Source organism: Pseudomonas sp. SC11, from assembly GCF_047039205.1.
In the GTDB taxonomy this organism is placed as follows: Bacteria; Pseudomonadota; Gammaproteobacteria; order Pseudomonadales; family Pseudomonadaceae; genus Aquipseudomonas; species Aquipseudomonas boreofloridensis.
The window spans coordinates 4,361,831-4,386,173 of sequence record NZ_CP178183.1 but is presented as its reverse complement, the minus strand read 5'-3'; the positions used below and the strand labels follow the sequence as shown (position 1 = coordinate 4,386,173).

22 protein-coding genes are annotated in these 24,343 nt (G+C 63.2%); 14 read left to right on the top strand and 8 right to left on the bottom strand.

Features of this window, described 5'->3' with window-relative positions; genetic code table 11:
• Positions 1-46: 46 nt before the first annotated feature.
• From zwf to ACK2SD_RS19545, 3 genes are read left to right on the top strand one after another with little or no spacing between them, the layout of a single operon-like run.
• The gene (gene zwf, locus ACK2SD_RS19555; RefSeq protein ID WP_412460627.1) at positions 47-1,516 is read left to right on the top strand and encodes a glucose-6-phosphate dehydrogenase; all 1,470 of its coding nucleotides are present in this window, start codon (positions 47-49) and stop codon (positions 1,514-1,516) included.
• The gene (gene pgl / locus ACK2SD_RS19550) at positions 1,503-2,216 is read left to right on the top strand and encodes a 6-phosphogluconolactonase (protein WP_412460626.1); all 714 of its coding nucleotides are present in this window, start codon (positions 1,503-1,505) and stop codon (positions 2,214-2,216) included. Before zwf ends, pgl begins: the two co-directional genes overlap by 14 nt.
• A gap of 17 nt (positions 2,217-2,233) precedes the next feature.
• Positions 2,234-2,908: a bifunctional 4-hydroxy-2-oxoglutarate aldolase/2-dehydro-3-deoxy-phosphogluconate aldolase gene (locus ACK2SD_RS19545; protein WP_412460625.1), complete on the top strand. Its 675-nt coding sequence runs from the start codon at positions 2,234-2,236 to the stop codon at positions 2,906-2,908.
• A gap of 234 nt (positions 2,909-3,142) precedes the next feature.
• On the opposite strand, the gene leuA is transcribed toward ACK2SD_RS19545, so the two are convergent.
• From leuA to ACK2SD_RS19525, 4 genes are all read right to left on the bottom strand, one after another.
• Positions 3,143-4,816, bottom strand: coding sequence for a 2-isopropylmalate synthase (gene leuA, locus ACK2SD_RS19540; RefSeq protein WP_029613363.1), 1,674 nt, complete (start codon positions 4,814-4,816; stop codon positions 3,143-3,145).
• A gap of 351 nt (positions 4,817-5,167) precedes the next feature.
• Positions 5,168-5,995: a peptidoglycan DD-metalloendopeptidase family protein gene (locus ACK2SD_RS19535; protein ID WP_412460624.1), complete on the bottom strand. Its 828-nt coding sequence runs from the start codon at positions 5,993-5,995 to the stop codon at positions 5,168-5,170.
• A gap of 3 nt (positions 5,996-5,998) precedes the next feature.
• Entirely contained in the window at positions 5,999-7,378 is a 1,380-nt protein-coding gene (xseA, locus tag ACK2SD_RS19530) for an exodeoxyribonuclease VII large subunit (protein ID WP_039583057.1), read from the bottom strand.
• 97 nt (positions 7,379-7,475) lie between these two features.
• Positions 7,476-8,354, bottom strand: coding sequence for a LysR family transcriptional regulator (locus tag ACK2SD_RS19525; RefSeq protein ID WP_412460623.1), 879 nt, complete (start codon positions 8,352-8,354; stop codon positions 7,476-7,478).
• Positions 8,355-8,455: 101 nt separating this feature from the next.
• Here ACK2SD_RS19525 and ACK2SD_RS19520 point away from each other — a divergent pair, with 101 nt between their 5' ends.
• From ACK2SD_RS19520 to ACK2SD_RS19500, 5 genes are all read left to right on the top strand, one after another.
• Positions 8,456-9,211: a sulfite exporter TauE/SafE family protein gene (locus ACK2SD_RS19520; protein ID WP_412460622.1), complete on the top strand. Its 756-nt coding sequence runs from the start codon at positions 8,456-8,458 to the stop codon at positions 9,209-9,211.
• Positions 9,212-9,259: 48 nt separating this feature from the next.
• Complete coding sequence (locus ACK2SD_RS19515) at positions 9,260-9,805, top strand: hypothetical protein (RefSeq protein ID WP_039575723.1); 546 nt, start codon at positions 9,260-9,262, stop codon at positions 9,803-9,805.
• Between the two features lie 86 nt (positions 9,806-9,891).
• Complete coding sequence (gene guaB, locus ACK2SD_RS19510; RefSeq protein WP_039575726.1) at positions 9,892-11,361, top strand: IMP dehydrogenase; 1,470 nt, start codon at positions 9,892-9,894, stop codon at positions 11,359-11,361.
• A 132-nt stretch (positions 11,362-11,493) separates the two neighbouring features.
• Positions 11,494-13,071, top strand: coding sequence for a glutamine-hydrolyzing GMP synthase (gene guaA / locus ACK2SD_RS19505; RefSeq protein WP_317871283.1), 1,578 nt, complete (start codon positions 11,494-11,496; stop codon positions 13,069-13,071).
• Between the two features lie 284 nt (positions 13,072-13,355).
• Entirely contained in the window at positions 13,356-13,760 is a 405-nt protein-coding gene (locus tag ACK2SD_RS19500; RefSeq protein WP_412460621.1) for a hypothetical protein, read from the top strand.
• A 187-nt stretch (positions 13,761-13,947) separates the two neighbouring features.
• Here ACK2SD_RS19500 and ACK2SD_RS19495 read toward each other — a convergent pair whose 3' ends face one another.
• Together ACK2SD_RS19495 and ACK2SD_RS19490 are read right to left on the bottom strand one after the other, a co-directional pair.
• A complete protein-coding gene (locus ACK2SD_RS19495; protein ID WP_412460620.1) occupies positions 13,948-15,963 on the bottom strand; it encodes an autotransporter outer membrane beta-barrel domain-containing protein in 2,016 nt (671 codons plus the stop codon).
• Between the two features lie 469 nt (positions 15,964-16,432).
• Positions 16,433-17,431 (bottom strand): alpha/beta hydrolase, encoded by a 999-nt coding sequence (locus ACK2SD_RS19490; RefSeq protein ID WP_412460619.1) that lies wholly within the window; start codon positions 17,429-17,431, stop codon positions 16,433-16,435.
• Between the two features lie 230 nt (positions 17,432-17,661).
• On the opposite strand from ACK2SD_RS19490, the gene ACK2SD_RS19485 reads away from it, so the two are divergent.
• The 3 genes from ACK2SD_RS19485 to tadA all read left to right on the top strand — a co-directional run bounded on the left by ACK2SD_RS19485 (position 17,662) and on the right by tadA (position 21,648).
• Positions 17,662-19,620, top strand: coding sequence for a DUF4034 domain-containing protein (locus ACK2SD_RS19485; protein WP_412460618.1), 1,959 nt, complete (start codon positions 17,662-17,664; stop codon positions 19,618-19,620).
• Positions 19,621-19,786: 166 nt separating this feature from the next.
• Complete coding sequence (locus ACK2SD_RS19480) at positions 19,787-21,169, top strand: multicopper oxidase family protein (RefSeq protein ID WP_412460617.1); 1,383 nt, start codon at positions 19,787-19,789, stop codon at positions 21,167-21,169.
• On the top strand, positions 21,169-21,648 hold the full coding sequence (gene tadA, locus ACK2SD_RS19475) for a tRNA adenosine(34) deaminase TadA (RefSeq protein WP_412460616.1): 480 nt from the start codon (positions 21,169-21,171) through the stop codon (positions 21,646-21,648). Before ACK2SD_RS19480 ends, tadA begins: the two co-directional genes overlap by 1 nt.
• Before the next feature lie 12 nt (positions 21,649-21,660).
• Here the strand turns inward: tadA and ACK2SD_RS19470 are convergent, their stop codons facing one another.
• A complete protein-coding gene (locus ACK2SD_RS19470; protein ID WP_116887653.1) occupies positions 21,661-22,233 on the bottom strand; it encodes a L,D-transpeptidase family protein in 573 nt (190 codons plus the stop codon).
• Between the two features lie 19 nt (positions 22,234-22,252).
• Complete coding sequence (locus tag ACK2SD_RS19465) at positions 22,253-22,804, bottom strand: NUDIX hydrolase (RefSeq protein ID WP_412460615.1); 552 nt, start codon at positions 22,802-22,804, stop codon at positions 22,253-22,255.
• Positions 22,805-22,930: 126 nt separating this feature from the next.
• Here ACK2SD_RS19465 and ACK2SD_RS19460 point away from each other — a divergent pair, with 126 nt between their 5' ends.
• The 3 genes from ACK2SD_RS19460 to ACK2SD_RS19450 are packed head-to-tail and all read left to right on the top strand — an operon-like array spanning position 22,931 to position 24,283.
• Positions 22,931-23,530, top strand: coding sequence for a CoA pyrophosphatase (locus ACK2SD_RS19460; protein ID WP_412460614.1), 600 nt, complete (start codon positions 22,931-22,933; stop codon positions 23,528-23,530).
• Between the two features lie 44 nt (positions 23,531-23,574).
• Positions 23,575-24,099 carry a gamma carbonic anhydrase family protein gene (locus ACK2SD_RS19455; protein ID WP_295484221.1) on the top strand — a complete coding sequence of 175 codons (525 nt, stop codon included), beginning with the start codon at positions 23,575-23,577 and terminating at the stop codon, positions 24,097-24,099.
• On the top strand, positions 24,089-24,283 hold the full coding sequence (locus ACK2SD_RS19450; protein ID WP_412460613.1) for a DUF1289 domain-containing protein: 195 nt from the start codon (positions 24,089-24,091) through the stop codon (positions 24,281-24,283). The genes ACK2SD_RS19455 and ACK2SD_RS19450 overlap by 11 nt, the downstream gene beginning before the upstream one ends.
• Positions 24,284-24,343 lie beyond the last annotated feature (60 nt).

Sequence of the window (24,343 nt, the reverse complement as noted above, 5' to 3'; positions counted from 1 at the left end):
CTGAAAACGGTATTCCTACGTCCACTTTAATAAAAGAACCAACATCATGGCGGCCATTAGCGTAGAACCTTGCACTTTCGCCCTATTCGGCGCCCTCGGCGACCTGGCGTTGCGCAAGCTGTTTCCTGCCCTCTATCAGCTCGACCGCGCCGGCCTGCTGCACGCCGACACGCGCCTGTTGGCCTTGGCCCGTGAATCGGGCAGCGCCGACGATCACCTGGCGACCATCGAAGCCCAGTTGCGGCGCTTCGTGCCGGATGCCGATATCGACCCCCAGACTTTGCAGCGCTTCATCGCGCGCCTGAGTTACCTGCACCTGGATTTCGTCCAGGCCGAGGGCTATACCGCGCTGGCCGAGCAGGCCGGCGAGGGCCTGCCGCTGATCGCCTATTTCGCCACGGCCGCAGCGGTGTATGGCGCCATCTGCGAAAACCTCGACAAGGTCGGCTTGGCCGAGCGCACCCGCGTGGTGCTGGAAAAACCCATCGGCCATGACCTGGAGTCCTCGCGTCGGGTCAACGACGCCGTGGCGCGCTTCTTCCCCGAGAGCCGGGTCTATCGCATCGACCATTACCTGGGCAAGGAAACGGTCCAGAACCTGATCGCCCTGCGTTTTGCCAACAGTCTGTTCGAAACCCAGTGGAACCAGAACTCCATCTCCCACGTGGAGATCACCGTGGCCGAGAAAGTCGGTATCGAAGGTCGCTGGGGCTACTTCGACAAGGCTGGCCAGTTGCGCGACATGATTCAGAATCACCTGTTGCAACTGCTGTGCCTGATCGCCATGGACCCGCCCAGCGACCTGTCGGCCGACAGCATCCGCGACGAGAAGGTCAAGGTGCTCAAGGCGCTGGCACCGATCACCGGTGACGGGCTGAGCACCCGGGTGGTGCGCGGCCAGTACATTGCCGGTTACAGCGACGGCAAGCCGGTGCCTGGTTACCTGGAAGAAGACAATGCCAATGCCCAGAGCGACACCGAAACCTTCGTCGCCCTGCGTGCCGATATCCGCAACTGGCGCTGGTCCGGCGTGCCGTTCTATCTGCGTACCGGCAAGCGCATGCCGCAGAAACTGTCGCAGATCGTCATCCACTTCAAGGAAACCCCGCACTACATCTTCGCTCCGGAGCAGCGTCTGCAGATCGGCAACAAGCTGATCATCCGCCTGCAACCGGACGAAGGCATCTCGCTGCGGGTGATGACCAAGGAGCAGGGGCTGGACAAGGGCATGCACCTGCGCAGTGGCCCACTTCAACTGAATTTTTCCGACACCTGGCGCAGCGCGCGGATTCCGGATGCCTACGAGCGTTTGTTGCTCGAAGTGATGCGCGGCAACCAGAACCTGTTCGTGCGCAAGGACGAGATCGAGTACGCCTGGACCTGGTGCGACCAGTTGATCGCCGGCTGGAAGAACGCTGGCGATGCGCCCAAGCCTTATGCGGCAGGGTCCTGGGGCCCGATGAGCTCGATTGCACTGATCACTCGCGATGGGAGAGCCTGGTATGGCGATATCTGAACTGCGACTGCCGAGCAACGTGAAGGTCCATGAACTGGCCGACAGCAAGCGGCTGGCTGCGGCGTTGGCCGCCGATGTGGCCGAGCGGCTGTCTTCGGCCGTGGCCGCCAAGGGCCAGGCGTGCCTGGTGGTGTCCGGTGGGCGCAGCCCCGTAGCGTTCCTGGAGCAGCTTTCCAGCGCCTCGCTGGATTGGTCGAAGGTCACGGTATCGCTGGCCGACGAGCGCTGGGTGCCGGTCGAGCATGCCGACAGCAACGCCGGGCTGCTGGCCCGTCACCTGTTCAAGGGCGCGGCGGCCAAGGCTCGTTTTCTCGGTCTTTACCAGCGCGGCGACAACCTTGAGGCCGCAGCAGAAGCGGCGGACCAGGCACTGGCCGAGTTGCCGCCCATCGACGTGCTGATCCTGGGCATGGGCGATGATGGCCATACCGCTTCGCTGTTCCCGGACAGTCCGCACCTGGCCGAGGGCCTGGACCCTGGCGCCAGCCGTCGCTGCCTGCCGATGCTGGCGCCAAGCGTGCCGCACCAGCGCCTGTCGATGACCCGCGCGCTGCTGTCCAGCGCCGCCTTCACTGCCTTGTCGGTGCAAGGCCCGGGTAAGCTCGCCGCCCTACGCGCTGCATTGGCCGCCAATGATGCCGCGCAGATGCCGATTCGCGCCTTTCTTCACGACCCCCTGGACATCTACTGGTGCCCATGAGCCAAGGATCCACTGTCATGACCACCCTTGAACGCCCCCAACCGCTGCGCTCGATGGCCGAAAAAGCCGCCCGCATCGACCAGATCTGCGCCCAGGCGCGCATCCTGCCGGTGATCACCATCGCCCGCGAGCAGGACATCCTGCCGTTGGCCGACGCGCTGGCCGCCGGTGGCATTCGCACCTTGGAGGTGACCTTGCGCTCCGAGCACGGCTTGAAGGCCATCCGCGTGCTGCGTGAACAGCGCCCCGAGCTGTGCATCGGCGCTGGCACCGTGCTTGACCCGGCGATGTACGCTGCGGTCGAAGCTTCGGGCGCGCAGTTCGTGGTGACGCCGGGCATCACGGCTGAGGTGCTCGAGGCCGGTGTTCGCAGCGACATCCCGCTGCTGCCAGGCATCAGCACGCCATCGGAAATCATGGCCGGTTACGCGCTGGGCTATCGCCGCTTCAAACTGTTCCCGGCAGAAGTAGTCGGTGGCGTCGCCGCGATCAAGGCCTATGGCGGCCCGTTCGGCGACATCCGTTTTTGCCCTACCGGCGGCGTCAATCCGGCCAATGCCCGCAGCTACATGGCCTTGCCGAACGTGATGTGCGTTGGCGGCACCTGGATGCTCGACAGCAGTTGGGTCAAGAGCGGCGACTGGGCGCGGATCGAGGCGTGCAGCGCCGAGGCCATGGCGTTGCTGGGCTGATACGAATTTCGTTGTGTGCTGTACGGCTTGTGGGGCGCTTGGTCGGCGCCCCTTTTTTTGCCTGTGATTCGACGATCAGGCGCCCTTGAACTGCGAGATCAGCCGTTGTCGTGCTCAGACCTGTGACGCCAGTTTCTGCTGGGGGAGGCGGTCTGCTGCGCACGAGCGACTGTCCTGCGCACAACAAAAAGCCCGCGTCTTGCGAGGCGGGCTCTCCGGGTAGAGCGCTGGCAATCAGGCCGCTTTGGCAGACTGCTGGCTCAGCGAGCGGTTCAGGGCGCTGAACAGGGCCTTGAAGCTGGCCGTGGTGATGTTCTCGTCGATACCCACGCCATGCACCGGACGACCGCCGGCCACGCGCAGTTCGATGTAGGCTGCCGCTTTGGCGTTGGTGCCGGCACCGATGGCGTGCTCGTTGTAGTCCATGATCTCGACCGCGACCGGCAGGCCGGCGACCAAGGCTTCCAGGGCGCCGTTGCCCTTGCCGCGCCAGTGCAGGGTGGTTTCGCCTTCACCGGCCACTTCCACTTCCACGGCGCTGCTGCCGTTCTCTTCCTGCAAGCGATGGCTGACCAGCGCGTAGGGTGCGTTGGCTTGCAGGTACTCTTTGTGCAGCAGGCTGTAGATCTGCTGAGCGGTCATTTCCAGACCCAGGCGATCGGTCTCGCCTTGCACCACTTGGCTGAATTCGATCTGCATGCGACGCGGCAGGCTGATACCGTATTCCTGCTCCAGCAGGTAGGTGATGCCGCCTTTGCCGGACTGGCTGTTGACGCGGATCACCGCCTCGTAGCTGCGGCCGATGTCAGCCGGGTCGATCGGCAGGTACGGCACTTCCCACAATTCACCGTCCTTCTGCTGGGTGAAGCCCTTGCGGATGGCGTCCTGGTGGGAGCCGGAGAAGGCGGTGTGCACGAGGTCGCCCACATACGGATGACGTGGGTGCACGGGCAGTTGGTTGCACTCTTCGACGACCTTGCGCACGCCGTCGATGTCGGAGAAGTCCAGTTGCGGGTCGATGCCCTGGGTGTACAGGTTCAGCGCCAGGGTGACCAAGTCGACGTTGCCGGTGCGCTCGCCGTTGCCGAACAGGCAGCCCTCGGCGCGGTCGGCGCCGGCCATCAAGCCCAGCTCGGTGGCGGCGATGCCGGTGCCACGGTCGTTATGGGTGTGCAGGCTGATGATGACGCTGTCGCGACGGTTGACGTGGCGGCAGAACCATTCGATCTGGTCGGCGTAGACGTTCGGCGTGGCCACTTCGACGGTGGCTGGCAGGTTGAGGATGATCTTGTGTTCCGGCGTCGGGTTCCACACCTCGATCACCGCATCGCACACTTCCTTGGCGAACGCCATTTCAGTGGCGCTGAAGGTTTCCGGGGAATACTGGAAGGTCCACTGGGTGTCTGGCTGCTGGGCGGCGTACTTGACGAACAGCTTGGCGGCGTTCACCGCGATGTCCTTCACGCCTTGCTTGTCCTGGTTGAAGACGATGCGGCGGAATGACGGACAAGTGGCGTTATACAGGTGAACAATGGCTTTCTTGGCCCCGCGCAGGGACTCGAAGGTACGTGCGATCAGGTCTTCGCGGGCCTGGGTGAGCACCTGGATGGTGGTGTCGTCGGGGATGTGGCCATCTTCGATCAGGGTGCGCACGAAGTCGAAATCGGTCTGCGAGGCCGAGGGGAAGGCCGCTTCGATTTCTTTCACACCGACCTGCACCAAGGTCTTCCAGAAGCGCAGCTTCTTTTCCGCATCCATCGGTTCGATCAGCGACTGGTTGCCGTCACGCAGGTCGGAGCTGCACCAGATTGGCGCCTGGGTGAGGGTTTGCGAAGGCCAGGTGCGGTCGGGCAGGTCGATGGTGGGGAAGGCGCGGTACTTCTTGGAAGGGTCTTTGAGCATGGTCATTGGAGCAATCCTTTAAATGTGCGGCCTGATCGGGCCTGCCAAGCGGTGACGAGATGACGCGGCGGGACGATGCGGTTCAGCCAGGTAGTCGTGCACTGACCAGGCAAAGGCTGCGGTGTTGGCGGAGCAGAATGAGGGTATTGGCGGTTTTCATGCCCTCAACCCTAACCAGTGGCATGGGGGTTGGCAAGCGGCGGGAAAAATTTGAGAGGAATGCTTAAATAAACCTTTTTTGCGAGATTCAATAGCTGAATTCTAATAAAGGGTTTTGAATTGTTGCGCAGTATTTTTGGATGGCGCAACTCGGTTTTGTGAGCAGGCGGCCTCAGCTGCGAACTGCCGCCACTGCCTTCAAGGCTGAAACGCACCGATGAAAATCGCCGGATCCACCCGCGCATCGTTCAGGCTGACGTTCCAATGCATGTGCGGCCCGGTGGCCCGTCCTGTAGAGCCCACCCGCCCGACGACGTCGCCACGGCGCAATACCTGCCCCGGCCGCACGTCCACCTTGGACATGTGACAGAACATGCTGATGAAGCCCTGGCCATGGTCGACGAACACCGTGCGGCCATTGAAGAAATAATCGTCCACCAGAATCACCTTGCCGTTGGCCGGGGTCTTGATCGGCGTGCCGGCGGGCACGGCGAAGTCCAGACCGGCGTGGGGATTGCGCTCCTCGCCGTTGAAGAAGCGGCGCACACCAAACTTGCTCGACAGGGGACCATTGACTGGCTTGTCGAGGATCAGGTTGCTGGGCACGCCTGGGCTGAAGCTGCGGTACGCTTTGATCTGTTCGGCCAATTCGCGGTCGATGCGCTTGAGGTCGTCCGGCTCAGGATTGACCTGGCGTGTGTTCTTCAGGGTGATGCGTTGCTCCGGGTACTTCTTGCTGCCGACGCTGAAGGGCAAGGTGCGCGTGCCCTGGGTGAGGCTGGCAGGACCGGGCTTCTGGGTGAGAGGGAGGCCGACGATGGCCAGCCAGCGGTCTTGCTCTTTGACCACCAGCACCGGCTTGCCCTCGAAGCGAGCGCTCGGGGCGCTGACGGCAGGGCCCAGATCGACCACCGCAACGCCGCCAGGCACGGGTTTGTTCAAGGTGCGGGTGATGTAGCTGGCCTGGGCCGTAGTGGTCAGCAGCAGGGCGCAAAGGGCGAGCAGGGGGGCGAGCAGACGGGGCATGTGTCAGTCCAGAAGCGAGAGGGTGACCGGGGTCTGATGGTTGTCTTCGACCCGCACCTGCAACTCGCCCTGATCCAGGCGGGCGGTCAGGCGTTGGCCGTTGTGAGTCTGGGCAGCGCTGCGGATCGCTTGGCCACGGTCGTCGAGCAGGATGCTGTAGCCACGCGCCAGGGTGGCCAGGGGGCTGACGATCTGCAACGTTTGCAACTGCGCCTGGAAGCGCTGGCGACGGTCACGAAGCACTGCCTGCATGGCCCTGGGCAAACGTTCGCCCAGGCTGTCCAGGCGCTGTCCCAGCAGGGCCAGGGTGCGCCCGGGATGCTGCGCGGCCAGGCGCGTGTCGAGACGGCCCAGGCGCTGCTGGCGCTGGTTCAGGTCGAGCATGAAGGCGCGGCGCAGGCGCATGTCCAGGTCATCCAGGCGCTGGGCCTGCTGGCGCAGTCGCTCGCGTGGATGGCGCAGGCGTCGGGCCAGGCCGTCCAGGCGCAGACGGTCGTGGCTCAAGCGGGCATTCATGCGCAACAGCAGACGGCGCTGCAGGCTGTCCAGGCGTTGCAGCAGACCGCTGCTGTCGGGCGCCAGCAATTCGGCGGCCGCCGAGGGCGTGGGGGCCCGCACATCGGCGACGAAGTCGCTGATCGACACATCGGTCTCATGCCCCACCGCGCTGACGATCGGCGTGACGCAGGCCGCGATGGCGCGCGCCACCGGTTCTTCGTTGAAGCACCACAAGTCTTCCAGCGAGCCACCGCCACGGGCCAGAATCAGCGCGTCGAAGCCAAGGCTGTCGGCCCGCTGCAGCGCACGCACGATCTGCCCGACGGCTTCGCGCCCCTGCACCGCCGTGGGGATCAGGTTGAGTTCCACCTGCGGTGCGCGGCGAGCGAAGACACTGATGATGTCGCGGATTACTGCGCCGGTGGGCGAGGTGACGATGCCGATGCGCCGCGGATGCGCCGGCAGCGGCTGTTTGCGCTCGGCGGCGAACAGGCCCTGTTCGCCCAGTTTTTCCTTCAGGGCTTCGAAGGCCAGGCGCAGGGCGCCATCGCCGGCCGGCTCGACGCTGTCGACGATCAACTGGTAGTCGCCACGGCCCTCGAACAGCGACACCTTGCCGCGTACCTTCACCGCCAGACCGTCACGCAGGGCCTGGCGAACCCGCGCGGCGTTCTGCCGGAACAGCGCGCAGCGCACCTGGGCACCACTGTCTTTCAGGGTGAAGTAGAGGTGGCCGGAGGCTGGGCGGGCGAGGTTGGATATCTCGCCTTCCACCCAGACGCTGCGGAACACGTCCTCGAGCAGCACGCGCGCGCGCCCGTTGAGCTGGGTGACGGTGAGGACCTCGCGGTCCAGGCCGAGTCGTTCGAAAGGATCTCTGATCATGGCGGGCATCATAAAGGACAACGCTTGCGATTGTCTGTGTCCGCTCCTTGGGTGGCAGCGAGGGGTACACAGGGGTGGTGCCCCCCATCAGCCGACCTCACGCCGTCATCGCCGCCACGAACTGCCTCACCAGCACGCTCGCGTCAGCGCGACAGGCCAAGGCCACCGTGCTGTCACAGCGTGGGTTCAGTGTGATGAACTTCAGCGAAACCGGGGCAATGTCGCGCATGCAGGCCGGCAACAGCGCCACGCCCAAACCGGCCTCGATCAATTGAAGCTGGGTGGTCTTGCGTGACACCACCTGGGCGGCCTTGGGAAAGAATCCTGCGTCCAGGCACAGCGAAGCCGACAAGTAACTCAGTCCGCCTCGATGCCGGTGGGGAACGGACACGAAGCGTTCGTCCTTCAAGCGCTCCAGCGCGGCTTCAGACATGCCAGCCAGCGGGTGCTTGGCCGCGACGGCCAGCAGCAGCGGTTCGCTGAACAGCTCGTGCAGTTCGACGCCTTCGTGCTGGCGCAGCACGGGCAGGCGCAGCAAGCCGATGTCCAGGCGTCCTTCGGCGATGTCCAGCAGTTGCGCCTCCGATGACTGCTGGGCGATTTCCAGGTTGACCTCTGGATGGTTTCGCAGATAGCTGCTCAGGCGCGTCAGCAGCTCGCCCGTGAGGGGGACGGTGCTGGAATGACTCAACTGCAGGCTGCCGCGCAGACCTTGTCCGACCTCCAACGCCAGGCGCTGTGCGTTGTCCAGGTCTGCCAGAAGTTGCCGAGCCCGACCGAGAAACGCTTCGCCGGCCGGGGTCAATCGAGGCTGGCGTGCGGTGCGCTCGAACAGCTGTGTACCGAGATGCTGCTCCAGTTCCTTGATCTGGCGGCTCAAGGCCGATTGGGCGACGTACAGCCGCTCGGCAGCCGCCGTGAAGCTGCCGCTGTCGGCGATTTCCACGAAGTAGCGCAGTTGGCGGAGCGAGGTCATCCTTGATATGCCTTTTCGAGATGGGTTTAGAGGTCAAGGCATATTAGTCGGCATAGCTTAAGGGTGGCTAACCTTGTGCTGTCTTTCCAGGAAACCTGCACATGTTCATTGCGCTTCCTTTTACAGGCTTGGAGTGGCTGCCGATCCTATTAGGCATTGCTGCCGCTTACGTCGTCTTTGGCATTGCCGGCTTCGGCACCGCGTTGATTGCCGGGCCGGTGTTGATCCATTTCATGCCGTTGTCGCGGATCATTCCGCTGCTGGTGTTGCTCGATTTCGTCGCCGCTTTCGGCAACCTGCTGCCGTCGCGACGTGATGTGGTGCGCAGCGAACTGCTGCGCCTGCTGCCGTGCATGGCGCTGGGCTGCACCTTGGGCGTGGCGTTCCTGCTGCACCTGAAGTCGGACCTGCTGCTCTTGCTCATGGGGCTGTTCGTCACCGCTTACGCGCTCTACAGCCTCTGCGTGAAGGCTCGCCCGCAGCGTCTGGCCGCCGCCTGGGCGGTGCCCATGGGGACGGTGGGCGGGCTGTTCGGGGCACTGTTCGGCAGTGGCGGCTTTCTCTATGCGATCTACCTCAGTGCGCGGCTGACGGCCAAGGAGCACGTGCGGGCGACGCAGAGCGCATTGATTAGTTGCAGCACCCTGGTGCGCCTGGCGCTTTTCCTGGTGGCCGGGGTGTATGCCGACAGTAGCTTGCTGTGGCTGGCGGTGTGCTTGCTGCCGGTGATGGCGATCGGCTTGTGGCTGGGGCGGCGCCTGAGCCTGCGCCTGTCCCGCGAGGCCTTCGTGCGTCTGGTCACCTGGTTGGTGCTGGGCAGTGGGCTGGCGCTGATCGGTCGCTACCTCACGGGCTGAGCAGGGCGTAGACTTGCGCGATCGCTACAGTTTCAGGCCTGACCCTTCATGAACATCCACAGCATCATTGTCCCCAAACTGTCCACCGTACCCGCGCACGAGGCCCGCGCCCGGGCCATCGTGCGCTGGCTGGTACGCGAGAAAATCGTCGAGGAACACCTGAGCACCTGCGGGCGCACCGGCAACCGCATGGGCCATGCATTGGCCGAGGGGGCACGCAAGGTGGCCCTGCACCCGGAGCGTCTGCCGTTCGGCGAGCCGGTCAATGGTCTGGAAGTGATGCTCAAGCGCTGCATCTATACCCCGACTGACGGCTTTCTGGAGGAAGCCGGCTGCCCTGAGTGTCGCCGCGAAGTGGGCGAACCGCTGTTCGAAAGCCTGGAGGAGTGGATGCCAGCGGTGAGTGACAACTTCACCTGTCCGCTGTGCGGCTTCGAGGACGACATCAACGGCTTCCTGTATCTGCAGCCGTGCGCGTTCTCCAACCTGGGCTTCATCTTCAACAACTGGGGCGAGGCCGGGTTCACCCAGGCTTTTCTCGACAACTTCGCCGACTGGCTGGATCAACCGGTGGCGGTGGTCAGGGTGGGCTGAGCGGTGAGGCCTGCTGCCCATTGAGCCCCGGGCCCTGCATGAGTATAATGGCGCGCTTCCATTTTTCCCGCCCGGGAGCCCCCGCGATGCTGCGTATCAGCCAAGAAGCCCTGACCTTCGACGACATTCTCCTTGTACCCGGTTATTCCGAGGTACTGCCCAATGAAGTCAGCCTCAAGACCCGATTGACCCGCGGCATCGAGCTGAACATCCCGCTGGTGTCCGCTGCCATGGACACCGTCACCGAAGCGCGCCTGGCCATCGCCATGGCCCAGGAAGGCGGCATCGGCATCATCCACAAGAACATGACTATCGAGCAGCAGGCCGGCGAAGTGCGCAAGGTCAAGAAGTTCGAGGCTGGCGTGGTCAAGGATCCGATCACCATCGAGGCCGACGCCACCGTGCGCGACCTGTTCGACCTCACCCGTCTGAACAACATCTCCGGTGTTCCAGTGCTGGAAAACGGTGATCTGGTGGGTATCGTCACCTCCCGCGACGTGCGCTTCGAATCGCGTCTGGACGCCAAGGTACGCGACGTGATGACGCCCAAAGAGCGTCTGGTCACCGTGCGTGAAGGCGCCGACAAGAACGAAGTCCGCGAGCTGCTGCACAAGCATCGTCTGGAAAAAGTCCTGATCGTCGACGACAAGTTCGCCCTCAAGGGCATGATGACTGTCAAGGACATCGAAAAAGCCAAGGCCTACCCGCTGGCCAGCAAGGACGACCAGGGTCGCCTGCGCGTCGGCGCGGCGGTCGGCACCGGTAAGGACACCGGCGAGCGTGTTGCTGCGCTGGTGGCCGCTGGCGTCGACGTGGTGGTGGTCGACACCGCCCACGGCCACTCCAAGGGGGTGATCGAACGCGTTCGCTGGGTCAAGCAAACCTACCCGCAGGTGCAGGTGATCGGCGGCAACATCGCCACTGGCGCCGCCGCCAAGGCCCTGGCCGAAGCGGGCGCCGATGCGGTCAAGGTCGGTATCGGCCCAGGCTCGATCTGCACCACCCGTATCGTCGCCGGTGTCGGTGTGCCGCAGATCAGCGCCATCGCCAACGTTGCCGCTGCGCTGGAAGGCACAGGCGTGCCGCTGATCGCCGACGGCGGTATCCGCTTCTCCGGTGACCTGTCCAAGGCCATCGTTGCCGGTGCTTCCTGCGTCATGATGGGGTCGATGTTCGCCGGTACCGAAGAGGCTCCAGGCGAAGTTGAGCTGTTCCAGGGCCGTTCCTACAAGGCCTACCGCGGCATGGGCTCACTGGGTGCCATGGCGCAGGCGCAAGGCTCGTCCGACCGCTACTTCCAGGACTCCTCGGCCGGCGCCGAGAAGCTGGTGCCGGAAGGTATCGAAGGCCGCGTACCGTACAAGGGCGCCCTGGCCGCGATCATCCACCAACTGATGGGCGGCCTGCGCTCGTCCATGGGCTACACCGGCAGCGCGACCATCGAAGAGATGCGCACCAAGCCTGAGTTCGTGCGCATCACCGGCGCTGGCATGGCCGAGTCCCACGTGCACGACGTGCAGATCACCAAGGAAGCGCCGAACTACCGGGTCGGCTGACCCCTGAAGCCGCGCCGAGCGGCTTCGCCACATGTGACAAACGATGGCTGCGTCGATGCAGCCATCGTGTTTTTCCCCCGATCAACTTGCAGCTTGCAGCTTCAAGCTCGCAGCTGAATCAGAGATTCCCCCATGGCCCTCGACATTCACGCTCACCGCATCCTGATCCTCGATTTCGGTTCCCAGTACACCCAGTTGATCGCCCGCCGTGTGCGCGAGATCGGCGTGTATTGCGAACTGCACCCGTTCGACATGGACGATGAGGCGATTCGCGAATTCAACCCACGCGGCATCATCCTCGCCGGTGGTCCCGAGTCGGTTCACGAAGCCAACAGCCCACGCGCGCCGCAGGCCGTGTTCGACCTGAAGGTGCCGGTGCTGGGCATCTGCTACGGCATGCAGACCATGGCCGAGCAGATGGGCGGTAAAGTGGCCGGCTCCGAGCTGCGTGAGTTCGGCTATGCCCGAGTCGATGTGGTCGGCAAGAGCCGCCTGCTCGACGGCATCGAAGACCATGTCGATGCCGACGGCGTGCTGGGGCTGGACGTGTGGATGAGCCACGGCGACAAGGTCACCCAGATGCCGGCCGACTTCCACGTGCTGGCCAGCACCCCGAGCTGCCCGATTGCTGGCATGTTCGACGACGCGCGCGGCTACTACGGCGTGCAGTTCCACCCGGAAGTGACCCACACCAAGCAGGGCGGTCGCATCCTGTCGCGTTTCGTCCAGGACATCTGCGGCTGCGAAGCCCTGTGGACCCCCTCCAACATCGTCGAAGACGCCATCGCTCAAGTGCGCGAGCAAGTGGGTTCGGCCAACGTCCTGCTGGGCCTGTCGGGCGGTGTCGACAGCTCGGTGGTCGCGGCGCTGCTGCACCGCGCCATCGGCGACCAACTGACGTGCGTGTTCGTCGACAACGGCCTGCTGCGCCTGCACGAGGGCGACCAGGTGATGGCCATGTTCAAGGAGAACATGGGCGTCAAGGTGATCCGCGCCGACGCTGAGCAGCAGTTCCTGGACAACCTGGCCGGCGAAGCCGATCCGGAGAAGAAGCGCAAGATCATCGGCCGCACCTTCATCGACGTGTTCGACGCCGAGGCCAGCAAGCTGCCCAACATCCAGTTCCTCGCCCAAGGCACCATCTACCCCGACGTGATCGAGTCGGCCGGCGCCAAGAGCGGCAAGGCTCACGTGATCAAGTCGCACCACAACGTCGGCGGCCTGCCGGAGGAAATGAACCTCAAGCTGGTCGAGCCGCTGCGCGAACTGTTCAAGGACGAAGTGCGCAAGATCGGCCTGGAGTTGGGCCTGCCGTACGACATGGTCTACCGCCACCCGTTCCCAGGCCCGGGCCTGGGCGTGCGCATCCTTGGCGAAGTGAAGAAGGACTATGCCGACATCCTGCGCCGCGCCGACCACATCTTCATCGAAGAACTGCGCAAGGCTGACTGGTACCACAAGACCAGCCAGGCCTTCGTCGTATTCCAGCCGGTGAAGTCGGTAGGCGTCGTCGGCGACGGCCGCCGCTACGCCTGGGTCGTTGCCCTGCGCGCCGTGGAGACTGTGGACTTCATGACCGCACGCTGGGCGCACCTGCCTTACGAGCTGCTGGAGACCGTGAGCGGGCGTATCATCAACGAGATCGAAGGCATCTCGCGGGTGACCTACGACGTGTCGAGCAAACCGCCGGCGACGATTGAGTGGGAGTGATCCCGCGTCCGGTTTAGACCGGCATCAAGTAGTAGAAGTGACACCCAAAGCCCGCGTCCTTGCGGGCTTTGGGTTTTTGGAAGTTGGGAATAAGTAACGCTGTGCAGTGTTTTTGATGCGTTGCAGACTCACTGACTGTATTGACTACCACGAATGCAGTTTCCGCGAATGGCTAAACGGCCTAACCCCAAAACACGGATAGCCTTAGGTGATTTACACTACGCTTGTCCGGCCAGTGCTCGCAGCCTGGGATGTACTCATGATGATGGATAAGGATGTCTAACATGTTTTATGTGCAGGATGCTGTGCTGGTGTTTGTTTTGCTTGGTATTCCTTATGCCTTTTTACTTAAAAAGGCCGGGCTCTCTCCGTATTGGTCGTTGATATTCATGATTGTCCCATTCGGTATACCGTTGGGCGCATGGATTGGCTTCCCGATTCTCGCCCTCAGGGCATGGCCTGCCAGAAATGAATTACCCAACAGGTACTTCCTGGCCGTTCCTCAAAACGTCACGTTGGTCCTGCTCCACCTTGTGATGCCGATTTTTTCAATCTTTGTCATTCTCAAGAAGTTTGGCTACAGCGGATGGTGGTGTTTGACCGCTGTGATACCTCCGGCCGCTTTCATCATGCTCTGGGTCATTGCATTCAAGAAAAGAACAATGCAAGCACCCGTAGCGCCATGCTAGTGGGCTAGCGTCATTCGCTTTTTATGCCCTGTCTTAGAGGTGAGCTGAGCCCCATGTTTCGGGGTTCACGCGGACGTGGTGGGAGCGGCCTTGTGCCGCGAAAGGGCCGCGAAGCGGCCCCAGCATTCTTTGAGCGAACAGCATTAACGTAAATACGGGCTTCGTTGTTTCAGGCGAAGGCGTTCAGTCAGAAGTCATAACGTACATTGGCCATGAAGCTGTCTGCGTCGAAACCACTGCGGGCCAGGTAGTTGTAACTTCCACCTACGCTCCATGCGCCCACGCGATAGGTCGCGCCGAGTCCCAGCTCGTAACTGTCGCGCGCCGGAGTGGCACCGGTGGTGGTGAAGGCGTTGCCGCCAAGCACGAAGGTGGAGGTGGTGCTGGCCTTGTCGCCGATGAAGTCGTGCCAAGCCATCAATTTGGCCTCCGGCTCCAGACTGCCCACGCCCATGTCGAACGCTGCCGCCAGGCGAGCGCCCAGGCCCATTTCGCCGATTTCATAGCGCTGGCTGCCGACCTTGAGGGCCGCCGAGCTGCCTTTTTCCCGGTACGAATCGATCGACACGTTGGCGTAGCGTGCCCCGACCTGCGGTTCCACAAGCCATTGCTTGTCGAGTTGGAACCGGTAGCCGGCCAGCGCATTGACGCCGAAGGTCTCGCTGTCGTAGTCGGCTTTGGCACGGGTGCCAGCAATGTAGCGTTTGGATTCGTTGTCGTTCCAGCCATACATCAGCGAGGTGTCGACGAAGACGTTGCCGCGCGTCCAGTTGCCGTACAAGGTCAGGGCATGGCCGCTGACATCGGTTTTGTGGCCCAGGTCGGATTTGACGTCGCTGGTCAGGTAGCTGTAGGCCAGGCCCAGTGTGGTGTCGGCATTGAGCTTGCCATCGGCACCCAGGGCGATGCCCTTGGTCTTGGCGTCGTAGCCCTGGACGCCGTGGCGGCTGTCCTGGTTGGCATCGCTGGACAGCGCTTGCAGCCAGACGCCTTGCTCTGCCAGTACGTCACCGGAAGACAGGCCGCTACGCGCTTTGCTGGCGCGCGCGTGAATGGCATTGGCCACCAGGTTTTGACTGTCGGTGGCGGCATTGATCACGCCACGGCTGAGGTCCGGCGTCAGGGTTTCAGCCAGTTTGGCGAGTTCGGCGTTGCTGGCGGCGCTGGCGAAACGCTGGAAGACCGGGTCGCTTTCGGCGATCTGGCCCATGATCGTGTTCTTCAGCGGATTCACGGCGTTGACCGCGTTGTCCGAACCGCTGGCCTCCACCACGTTCTGTGCGACCTCCTCATCGCTGCGGGTGGTCACCAATGCTTTGACGTCCTGGCCTTCGATACCGAAGTTCTTGACTTCGAGCAGGGCCGACGAAGACACCACGGAGAGGTTCTGTTGTTCTTCCCAGGTGCCGGAATTGATCAGTGTGTAGCGTGTGCCTTGGGCGGATGTGCGGAAGTCGTCGGAGCGCGCTTGCAGTTCGACCTGGCTGCCTTTGGAAAAGTAGGTATTGCCGGTGACTTTCAGGATCGGCGTGTTGGGCTGCGTGTCGTTGTCCAGCAACAGGCGCAGGCGTGCGGTGTCGCTGTCCAGGTCGAGGTCGCCGACGATCGTGGTCTGTGGGCGCAGCAGCGTCAGGCGGCCTCCGTCAATATCGACGAAGCCGCTGCGAATGGTCGAGCCATCGAACTGCGCATCGCCTTTGACCAGGACACCGCCCAGGCCCTGCAGGTCTCCCTTCACTTGGCCGCCGCGCCAGTAAAAGTAGGTATTAGGTGCATCCTCGTCGGCCAGAATCGCTGCGACGCCGCCTTCGATCAGGCCGCTGGTCTGGGTGATGCTGAGCAGGTTCCCCGGTGTACTTGCATCGATGACGTGGATACCTACACCGTCGGCTGAAATAGTCCCGCTGTTGTTGACGTCGGACTGATAAGGAGAGCCCGGCGCGTTACCGGTGAATTGGGCTTTATCGAGCACGATGCCCTCAGCGTCGGTGCCACGTGCCGTTATGGTGCCGGTGTTGTTGATGCGCGCTTGAGTCGAGCTGATCCACATGCCTTCGGCCTCTTCACCCGTGACGGTGATGTTGCCGGAGTTATTCACCTCGCCTACGATCTTGGTCCGGTACATTTGCAGACCGCCGCCGAGATCACCGCTCACCGTGATGTTACCCTCGTTGACCACATCGCCAGCGATGTTGGCGTACAAGCCGTCGATCGAGAGTCCTGCTGCGGATCCTTTTGAGCTATCTGCTCGGTTGATTGTGCCTCGGTTTATCACGTTACCTGCCAGGGTGACGTCGTTAAACCTAACCCCTGCGTTCTGGGAGGTGCCGGTGAAGGTGGCATTACTGAAAACTTCACCTGTACTAAGGTAGCCCCCAGCACTCAGGTCGTGATTCAGATTGTCCAGGGTTGCAGCTTGGAGTGGGGCAACGACAGCCGCCACGGAGAGCGCCAACAGTGAGCGGCGCAGAGGGGAAATAGTCAAAGCAGTATCCTTACAGGGCAGAGACTGACAGGGAGCAACCCGCTTTGGCGTCTGTTGTCTGCATCCCTGCCAGCTTTTCAGTGAAGTGCTGAATCAAGCGCGCGTGAATTTACACGAATGAAGATGGCAATTCACCACTATCCATTCAGCGCGCGGCCAGACATTTCAGAAATGCGACACAGGTCCTTCATTTCGATTCCGTACGCTCAGAACCCCATGGCGTTTCGCGCCACCGACGCCACGTTTCTTCCCAGCCTCGATCATGGCTCGCGTCTGGTATCAAGATGCAGTGCGACACGGAGGCGCCAAGTACTTGCTGGTATCGTTCGGCGAGAGCGCCTGGGATGACCGAATCGGCTTGTGCGATGAAATGACGCTGGGGCAACGAGGCGAGTTGATCGCGATAGTCCAGCGGGTCGAGTGAGCCGTCGAGTGGCGACAGGTCTTTCATCGTCGCCCACAGGCCTGGGCTGAGATTGCCAGCAAGGGTCTGTACCTGGGTGACATCATCGCGCTGTACGGCCAATAGCAGCGCGAGCGCTGCGCCGCCTGAATACCCCACCAACTCGAATGTCTGATTGCCATAACGCTGTTTCACCCAGTCAAGTACCTGGCTAAGGCGGCTGACCACTTCCTGGGAAAAGCGTCGATCAGTCCAGAGTGCTGGCTGACAAGCCTCAGCCATGACGAACTGGCAGGGTCGTGCCAGGTACACATTGGGTGTCGGATCATTCACCGCCAAGCGCGCCACCAGGAGATTGTGCGGGCTGGGGTCCAGGCTGGGTCGATTGGCCGTTGCCCAGGCGTGACCGTCTCCTTCCACATAGACACGCAGGCGGCTCGAGGTTTTCAGTGGGGTCTGTGGTGCGAGTATCACCACGGGGAGGGCGTGTCCCGGCACGACGTCCACTTGTCGGCCGTGCTCCTGCGCCAATCGTTGCAGTGCGTCGTGCGGCGACTGGCAGGCAACGAGAAGCGCACCGCTCGTTACGATCCAGACCTTGAAAAGTGCTGCTGATGCTCGACGACTGTAGAGGTGTTTGATCATCTTGGTCACTGCGTGCCTGGACTGAATGCTTGTGCAAAGCATCGTCAGTGCATCGAAGGGTGAGTGGATAAACGCCGCCACCGTGCTGGCGTAGCTTGCCTGTAGATCTCCGGTCGGGAGGATGCGTATCCAGTGCATGCGTTGCAACCGATTCGCCTGCCGAATCCCAAACCTCAGGTCGTCCGGCGATCTTCCCAGTCTTTGTCATTCTCAAGAAGCGTTGTGCGCTTGCGACGGGCACCATCGCCCGGTAAAACGGTCAACCTCTGGTCGCAGGTCGGCCTGGCGTACCCCGCCAGACCGCGCCCCGAATGAATCGCAGCACAGGCTGTCCTGCAGTCAGCTTGTGCCTAGCCATGAGGTTGCCCATGATTCCCTCCCACAGCGTCGAGGCTTCACTCGTCGATTGCCTTCCTGCAGTCATCGTCGATTTGACGGCAGGCCGCTTCGAGCGCGTCGACGCCACCCTGCAAGCGCTGCTGCGTGCGCCCGATGCACAAAGCGAAGAACGTTTCTTCAATCTCTGTGCCCATCTCCAACAAGCGGCGCAGCGCAATCATCACTATGTCGAACTGCTGCCGCGCTGGCGTCTGGCCTGCCCTGACAGTCAATGGCCGGACCTGGTCGCGTGCCTGATGTGGGAGCAGGTCGCCAACCAGGCGCGGGGGCAGGGTCTGGCGGCTGAAGTCACCGAGGCCAATCGGAAAGACGCAGACCTGGCCCAGGCTGCGCTCTTGTTCACGGCGATGGACCTGGTGCAACGGCACGCGCTGCCGTGGGTGCTGGCGACGGTGTTGATGCGCAACGTGATGGTGCTCGGTGAACCGCAGTGGTTGCAGGCTTGGTTCCAAGGCGAGCTGATGGCGGATGATCTTCAATACCTTGGCAGTGTACCGGGCGCTGCCCAGGCGCGCTGGCCAGCGTTGGGGCCAGTGCCGGCGCTGGGCTGCAGCGCGCCAGAGCCACTGGCCGGGGTAATGCGTTCACATCCGCGCGCCGAGGGTGAGCCAGAGGGTTTCCTGTGGTTGCTGCAGGCCCTGCAGGGCGCTGCCGTCGGCGCCAGTGCGCTACAGATCTTCGCTCAGTTGTCGACTCCGCGCTGGGGCGGTAGCCATGATGAAATCCTCTGGCTGGCCGACTCGCCCATGGCCGCCAAGCTCGACGAGTCCCAGCGCAACGACCTGCGCCTGATCGCCTGGTTGGACACGCTGGATGAAGACAACGTCGATACCGATGAGCCCGCAGCGGTTCAAACAGCTTTCGAGCGTGGCCGACAGCTATTGCAACTGCCGCTCAGTGTGCTGGGCAAGGCCTCCGTGCAGGTACGACTGGGTGAGCTGTCATGGTTGGCCGGCGATGCCGCACAGGCGCGGGAGCACTTCGTCCAGGCCCTGGCGCAAGCTCCGACATTGAGGGTCGAAGAACGCGTGCTGGTGAGGATGCTGCATACCGCCGTCGCGACCGGAATGCAGGCTTGGCTAGGGCAGGTCGCCTTGAATTCACGGCTGTCTTCGCCGGTCGGCGCCGTGCTCTACGGCATGCTCTGCGACACCGGCTGGTGCGGGGTGCAGCACGATCCGGCGATCGCCCGGCAATGGTACGCCTGCGCGCTGGACATGGGGCCAATGCCCGAGCCTGAGGGGCTGTGTCCTTTCAACGACCTGTATTACGCCTTCGACGAGTCGGTGCAGGCCACCGCACTGCGACCGATGGTCGAGTACGCCGCTTCGCGCGGGGTGCCCGAAATGCAGTTCGCCTGGGCGAGCCTGCACGAGGACAGCGACCCGCTGGTCGCCCTTCAGGCCTATCGGCAGGCTGGAGCCCACGGTTTTTCGCGAGCGTTGTACAACCTCAGCGCGGTGTGCGATCGGGGCGTTGAGGCCGGTGGCTTGCCCGGCATGGATGTGCAGACATTGCGCGAAATGGGCAACGACGCCGAGCTGGACTGCCTGGGCATACTGATGGGGCAGGAGCAGATCACCACACGTGCATACAACCGCGCGCTCAACTGTTTCCTCGGGCTGGGCAGCTATTTGGCCGATCATCGGGTCGATTCGCCTCGGGTGCGGCGCAACCTGGCGATGCTCGAAGCCTTCGCCGCAGGTGGATGGCCCGAGCCGATGCGCGTGCTGGTCGAATACTACCGTACCGAGGACTGCCCACTGGGTGATCAGTACCCCCGTGCCGTGTACTGGTGCGAGCAGGCGTGTCAGGTCGAGCCGGACAGCGCCGAATACCAGGCTTTGCGCGAGTCGCTGAGCAGTGGGCTGCTCGGAGGCATGCGCTATCGTCGTGCGCTGGCCAAGGCGCAAGCCGAATACAGCTGACCGTCCGGCGGGCAGCCATCGCTGGCGAGGCCGTCAAGTCACTGGGTGCGCGAGCAGACGCGACAATCGCGCACTTAATCTTTCTCAGTTGCAGGTGTATCGTATTCGCCCTTCCGTCACTGGCCGATAATGGCCATTTGATTGCGCCTACGAGGTACCTGCACCGATGTCCTTTACCCGTCGACAAATGCTCAAAGGCCTGACCGGTCTCGTGGTGGTTGGCCTGGGCGCCGGAGGTGCGGCGCGTTACTGGCTGGGCAAGGTCGAGGACGAAAATGCCGGGCACGACTACGAGCTGATCGCCGCCCCGCTGGACGTTGAACTGGTGCCGGGCTTCACGACCGAAGCCTGGGCCTTCGGGCCTTCGGCGCCGGGCACCGAACTGCGGGTGCGCCAGGGAACCTGGCTGCGGGTGCGCTTCATCAATCACCTGCCGGTGGAAACCACCATCCATTGGCACGGTATTCGTCTGCCGCTGGAAATGGATGGCGTGCCCTACGTGTCGCAACTGCCGGTCAAGCCGGGTGAGTTCTTCGACTACAAGTTCCGCGTGCCGGATGCCGGCAGCTACTGGTATCACCCGCATGTCAGCAGTTCCGAAGAGCTTGGCCGCGGCCTGGTGGGGCCGTTGATCGTCGAGGAGCGCGAGCCCACCGGCTTTCTTCACGAACGCACGCTGAGCTTGAAGACTTGGCACGTGGACGAGCAGGGCGCCTTCATGCCCTTCAGCGTACCGCGCGAGGCGGCGCGCAATGGCACGGCCGGGCGGCTGATCACCATCAACGGCCAGGCCGAGGCGGTCACCGAGCTACCGGCCGGCCAAGTCGTGCGCGTGCGGCTGCTCAATCTGGACAATACCTGGACCTACCGCATCAACCTCAAGGGTAATTGCGAGGCCAAGGTCTACGCCCTCGATGGCAACCCGGTCACGCCGAGGCCGCTGGAGGACGAGTACTGGCTCGGCCCCGGCATGCGCATCTGCCTGGCCATTCGCATTCCCGACGCGGGCGAGGAGATCTCGTTGCGTGATGGTTTCGTGCGTCTCGGTACGCTGCGTTCGGTGGCCAGCAGTGAGGCCCCAGGCAACTGGCCCGAAGCCCTGCCGCCCAATCCCATCGCCGAGCCGGATCTGGAAAACGCCGAGAAGCTCAACTTCAATTTCGAGTGGGCAGGCAAGGTCTCGGTGGACACCGACAACGGCAGGCCGCCGAGCCTGTGGCAGATCAACGGGCAGGCCTGGGATATCACCGACAAGACCTGCGCCGACCGTCCCATCGCCAGGCTGAAAAAGGGCAAGAGCTATATCTTCGAGCTGAAGAACATGACCCAGTACCAGCACCCGATCCATCTGCACGGCATGAGCTTCAAGGTGATCGCCTCCAATCGGCACAAGATCACCGAGCCCTGGTTCACCGACACCTACCTGCTGGGCCGCAACGAACGTGCCCAGGTGGCCTTGGTGGCGGATAACCCCGGCACTTGGATGTTCCATTGCCATGTGATCGACCACATGGAAACCGGCCTGATGGCCGCGATCGCGGTGGTGTGATGCGTCCGCGGATCATTGATCGCAGCCGCGACGAGGAATTCATGCGCCTGGCGCTGACGCTCGCGGCCCAGGGCGCGGCGCTGGGCGAGGTGCCGGTGGGGGCGGTGCTGGTGCAGCACGGCGAGGTGCTGGGCCAGGGCTTCAATCGCCCCATCATCGACAGCGATCCCAGTGCCCATGCCGAGATGATCGCCCTCCGCGCGGCGGCGCAGGCGGCGAACAACTACCGGCTGCCGGGCAGCACCCTGTACGTGACCCTCGAGCCGTGCAGCATGTGCGCTGGGCTGATCGTCCATTCGCGCATCGAGCGGGTGGTGTTCGGCGCGCTCGAACCCAAGGCTGGCGTGGTGCAGAGCCAGGGCCAGTTCTTCACCCAGGGTTTTCTCAACCACCGGGTGCTGTTCGAGGGCGGGGTGCTGGCCGAGGCGTGCGGGGCGATCCTCAGCGAATTCTTCAAGGCCCGGCGGGCCAAGGGCTGACGCGGGTGGTCGTCAGGGACGGATCTCGATCATGGTGCCGTCCTTGACCATGCTCCACACTTCGCGCATGTCGGCGTTGCGCATGGCGATGCAGCCCTCGGTCCAGTCCAGGGTATGGAAGTACCACTCCGGGTACTCGTCGTTGATCGGCGTGCCGTGGATCATGATCATGCTGCCGGCGTTCACCCCGTCACGGCGTGCCTTGGCGGCATCGCTGATGTTCGGGTAGGAAATGTGCATCGCCAGGTTGTAACGGTCGCTGGCCTTGCGCCAGTCGAGCCAGTAGAAACCTTCGGGGGTGCGCTTGTCGCCCTCGCGCTCCTTGGCGCCCTTGGGCTGCTTGCCCAGGGAGATGCGGTAGGTCTTGAGCGGCTCGCCGCGGCTGATCAGTTGCAGGCGACGTTCGGACTTGAGCACCAGCACCTTGTCGATCAACGGCTGGCTCGCACTGCGCGGTGGCAAGACATGTGGCTGCGCAACCGGCGGCGTGTTCGCGGACGCGGGCTTGCGGATGATGGTTTCGGTGAACGCAGCCTGCGATACCGAGGCCACGCACAGGCAGAAGAGGGCAAGCAAGCAACGCATCACACGTATCCTGAAAGAGCTAGTTGGACGACGACACCTGCATCGGCGGCAGCGATTCATGTCCCAAGGGGAAATGCTGCCTGATGCGGTCGCGATAGTAGCATTCTAGTGTCCTGCTCACGGTGCGAAAAGCCAGCGCGTCCCAGGGGATTTCGTGTTCCTCGAACAGCCGCACCTCAAGGCTCTCGACGCCGACGGCGAAATCCAGGTCGGCCAGTTCGGCGCGGAAGAACACATGCACCTGGTTGATGTGCGGCAAGTCGAACAACTGATAGAGGGTAGTCGGGCCGACCCGCGCGCAGGCTTCCTCGACGGTTTCGCGACGGGCGGCCTGATCGAGCGTCTCGCCGTTTTCCATGAAGCCGGCCGGCAAGGTCCAGAAGCCGCGACGCGGTTCGATGGCGCGGCGGCACAGCAGCACCTGCGTGCCCCAGGTCGGCAGCACCCCGGCGACGATGTTGGGGTTCTGGTAATGAATAGTCTGACAGGCCGGGCAAACATAGCGCAGCCGGCTGTCGCCCTCGGGAATCTGTTGAATGACCGGGTTGCCGCACGCACTGCAGAATTTCATGCTGATCGTCCTGTGTGGGTGGCTATCTTGGCGCGGCCCGGTGGGTTGCCGCAAGCGGCCAGGGCTTGGGTGCTCCCGGGCTTTTGGTGCATCATGCCGGGTAGGCTTTGGAATCGAGAGTGCGCGATGCTGGACGAGCTTCTTCGCCGTATGAGCAACCATATCCCCGTGCCCCTGGAGGCGGACCGCCGTTTTCCGGAGGCGGCGGTGCTGTTGCCCATCACCCGCAGCGAAGAGCCCGAGCTGGTCCTGACCTTGCGCGCCCAGGGCCTGTCGACCCATGGCGGCGAAGTGGCCTTTCCGGGTGGAAGGCGCGACCCCGAGGACCCTGACCTGGTCTTCACCGCCTTGCGTGAGGCCGAAGAAGAAATCGGCCTGCCGCCCGGCCTGGTGGAAGTGCTCGGTCCGCTGAGCCCGCTGGTTTCCCTGCATGGCTTGAAGGTAACGCCGTTCGTCGGCGTGATTCCGGATTACGTCCAATACCGCGCCAACGATGCCGAGATCGCTGCGGTGTTCACGGTGCCGCTGTCGTTCTTTCGCCAGGACCCTCGCGATCACACCCACCGTATCGACTACCAGGGCCGCAGTTGGTACGTGCCCAGCTACCGCTATGGCGACTACAAGATCTGGGGCTTGTCGGCGATCATGATCGTCGAGCTGGTCAACCTGCTGTTCGACGCCGGCATCAGCTTGCACCGGCCGCCCGAGCGTTTCATCGAGCACTGAGCGGGGTCCACCCGCCAACCGCAGCCAACCGTGAGGAAGCACATATGAAATACCGCCTGGGCGACCTGCGCGTCGAAGCCCATCCCAGCAGTTGGGCCGCGCCCACCGCCACGTTGATCGGCAAGGTGCGCCTGCAGGCGCGGGCCAGTGTCTGGTTCGGCGCCGTGCTGCGTGGCGACAACGAGCTGATCGACATCGGCGAGGACAGCAACGTCCAGGACGGTACGGTGATGCACACCGACATGGGCTCGCCGCTGACCCTGGGCAAGGGTGTGACCATCGGCCATAACGCCATGCTGCATGGCTGCAGCGTCGGCGACTACAGCCTGATTGGCATCAACGCGGTAATTCTTAACGGCGCGCGCATCGGTCGACACTGCATCATCGGCGCCAACGCACTCATCCCCGAGGGCAAGGAAATTCCCGACGGCTCGCTGGTGATGGGCTCGCCGGGCAAGGTGGTGCGCGAGCTCACCGAGCAGCAGAAACGCATGCTCGAGGCCAGCGCTGCGCATTACGTGCACAACGCCGAGCGTTATGGGCGCGAGTTGGTGCTCGATGAAGACTGACGAGCGGCCGGTCGGCTCACCCTGCGTCAACGTCTGCGCCCTGGATGAGCAGGACATTTGCACGGGTTGCCAGCGTACCGTGGAGGAAATCAGCCAATGGACACGCCTGGACAACGACCAGCGCCGGGCAGTGCTGATGCGTTGTCACGAACGAGCGCTGGCGGCGGGCCTGGTCATCGGTTGAGCGTGTCTGCGGGCGGGGTTGCGCAGCAGCGGGTTTACCGGCGATTCACTCCCCGCTAAT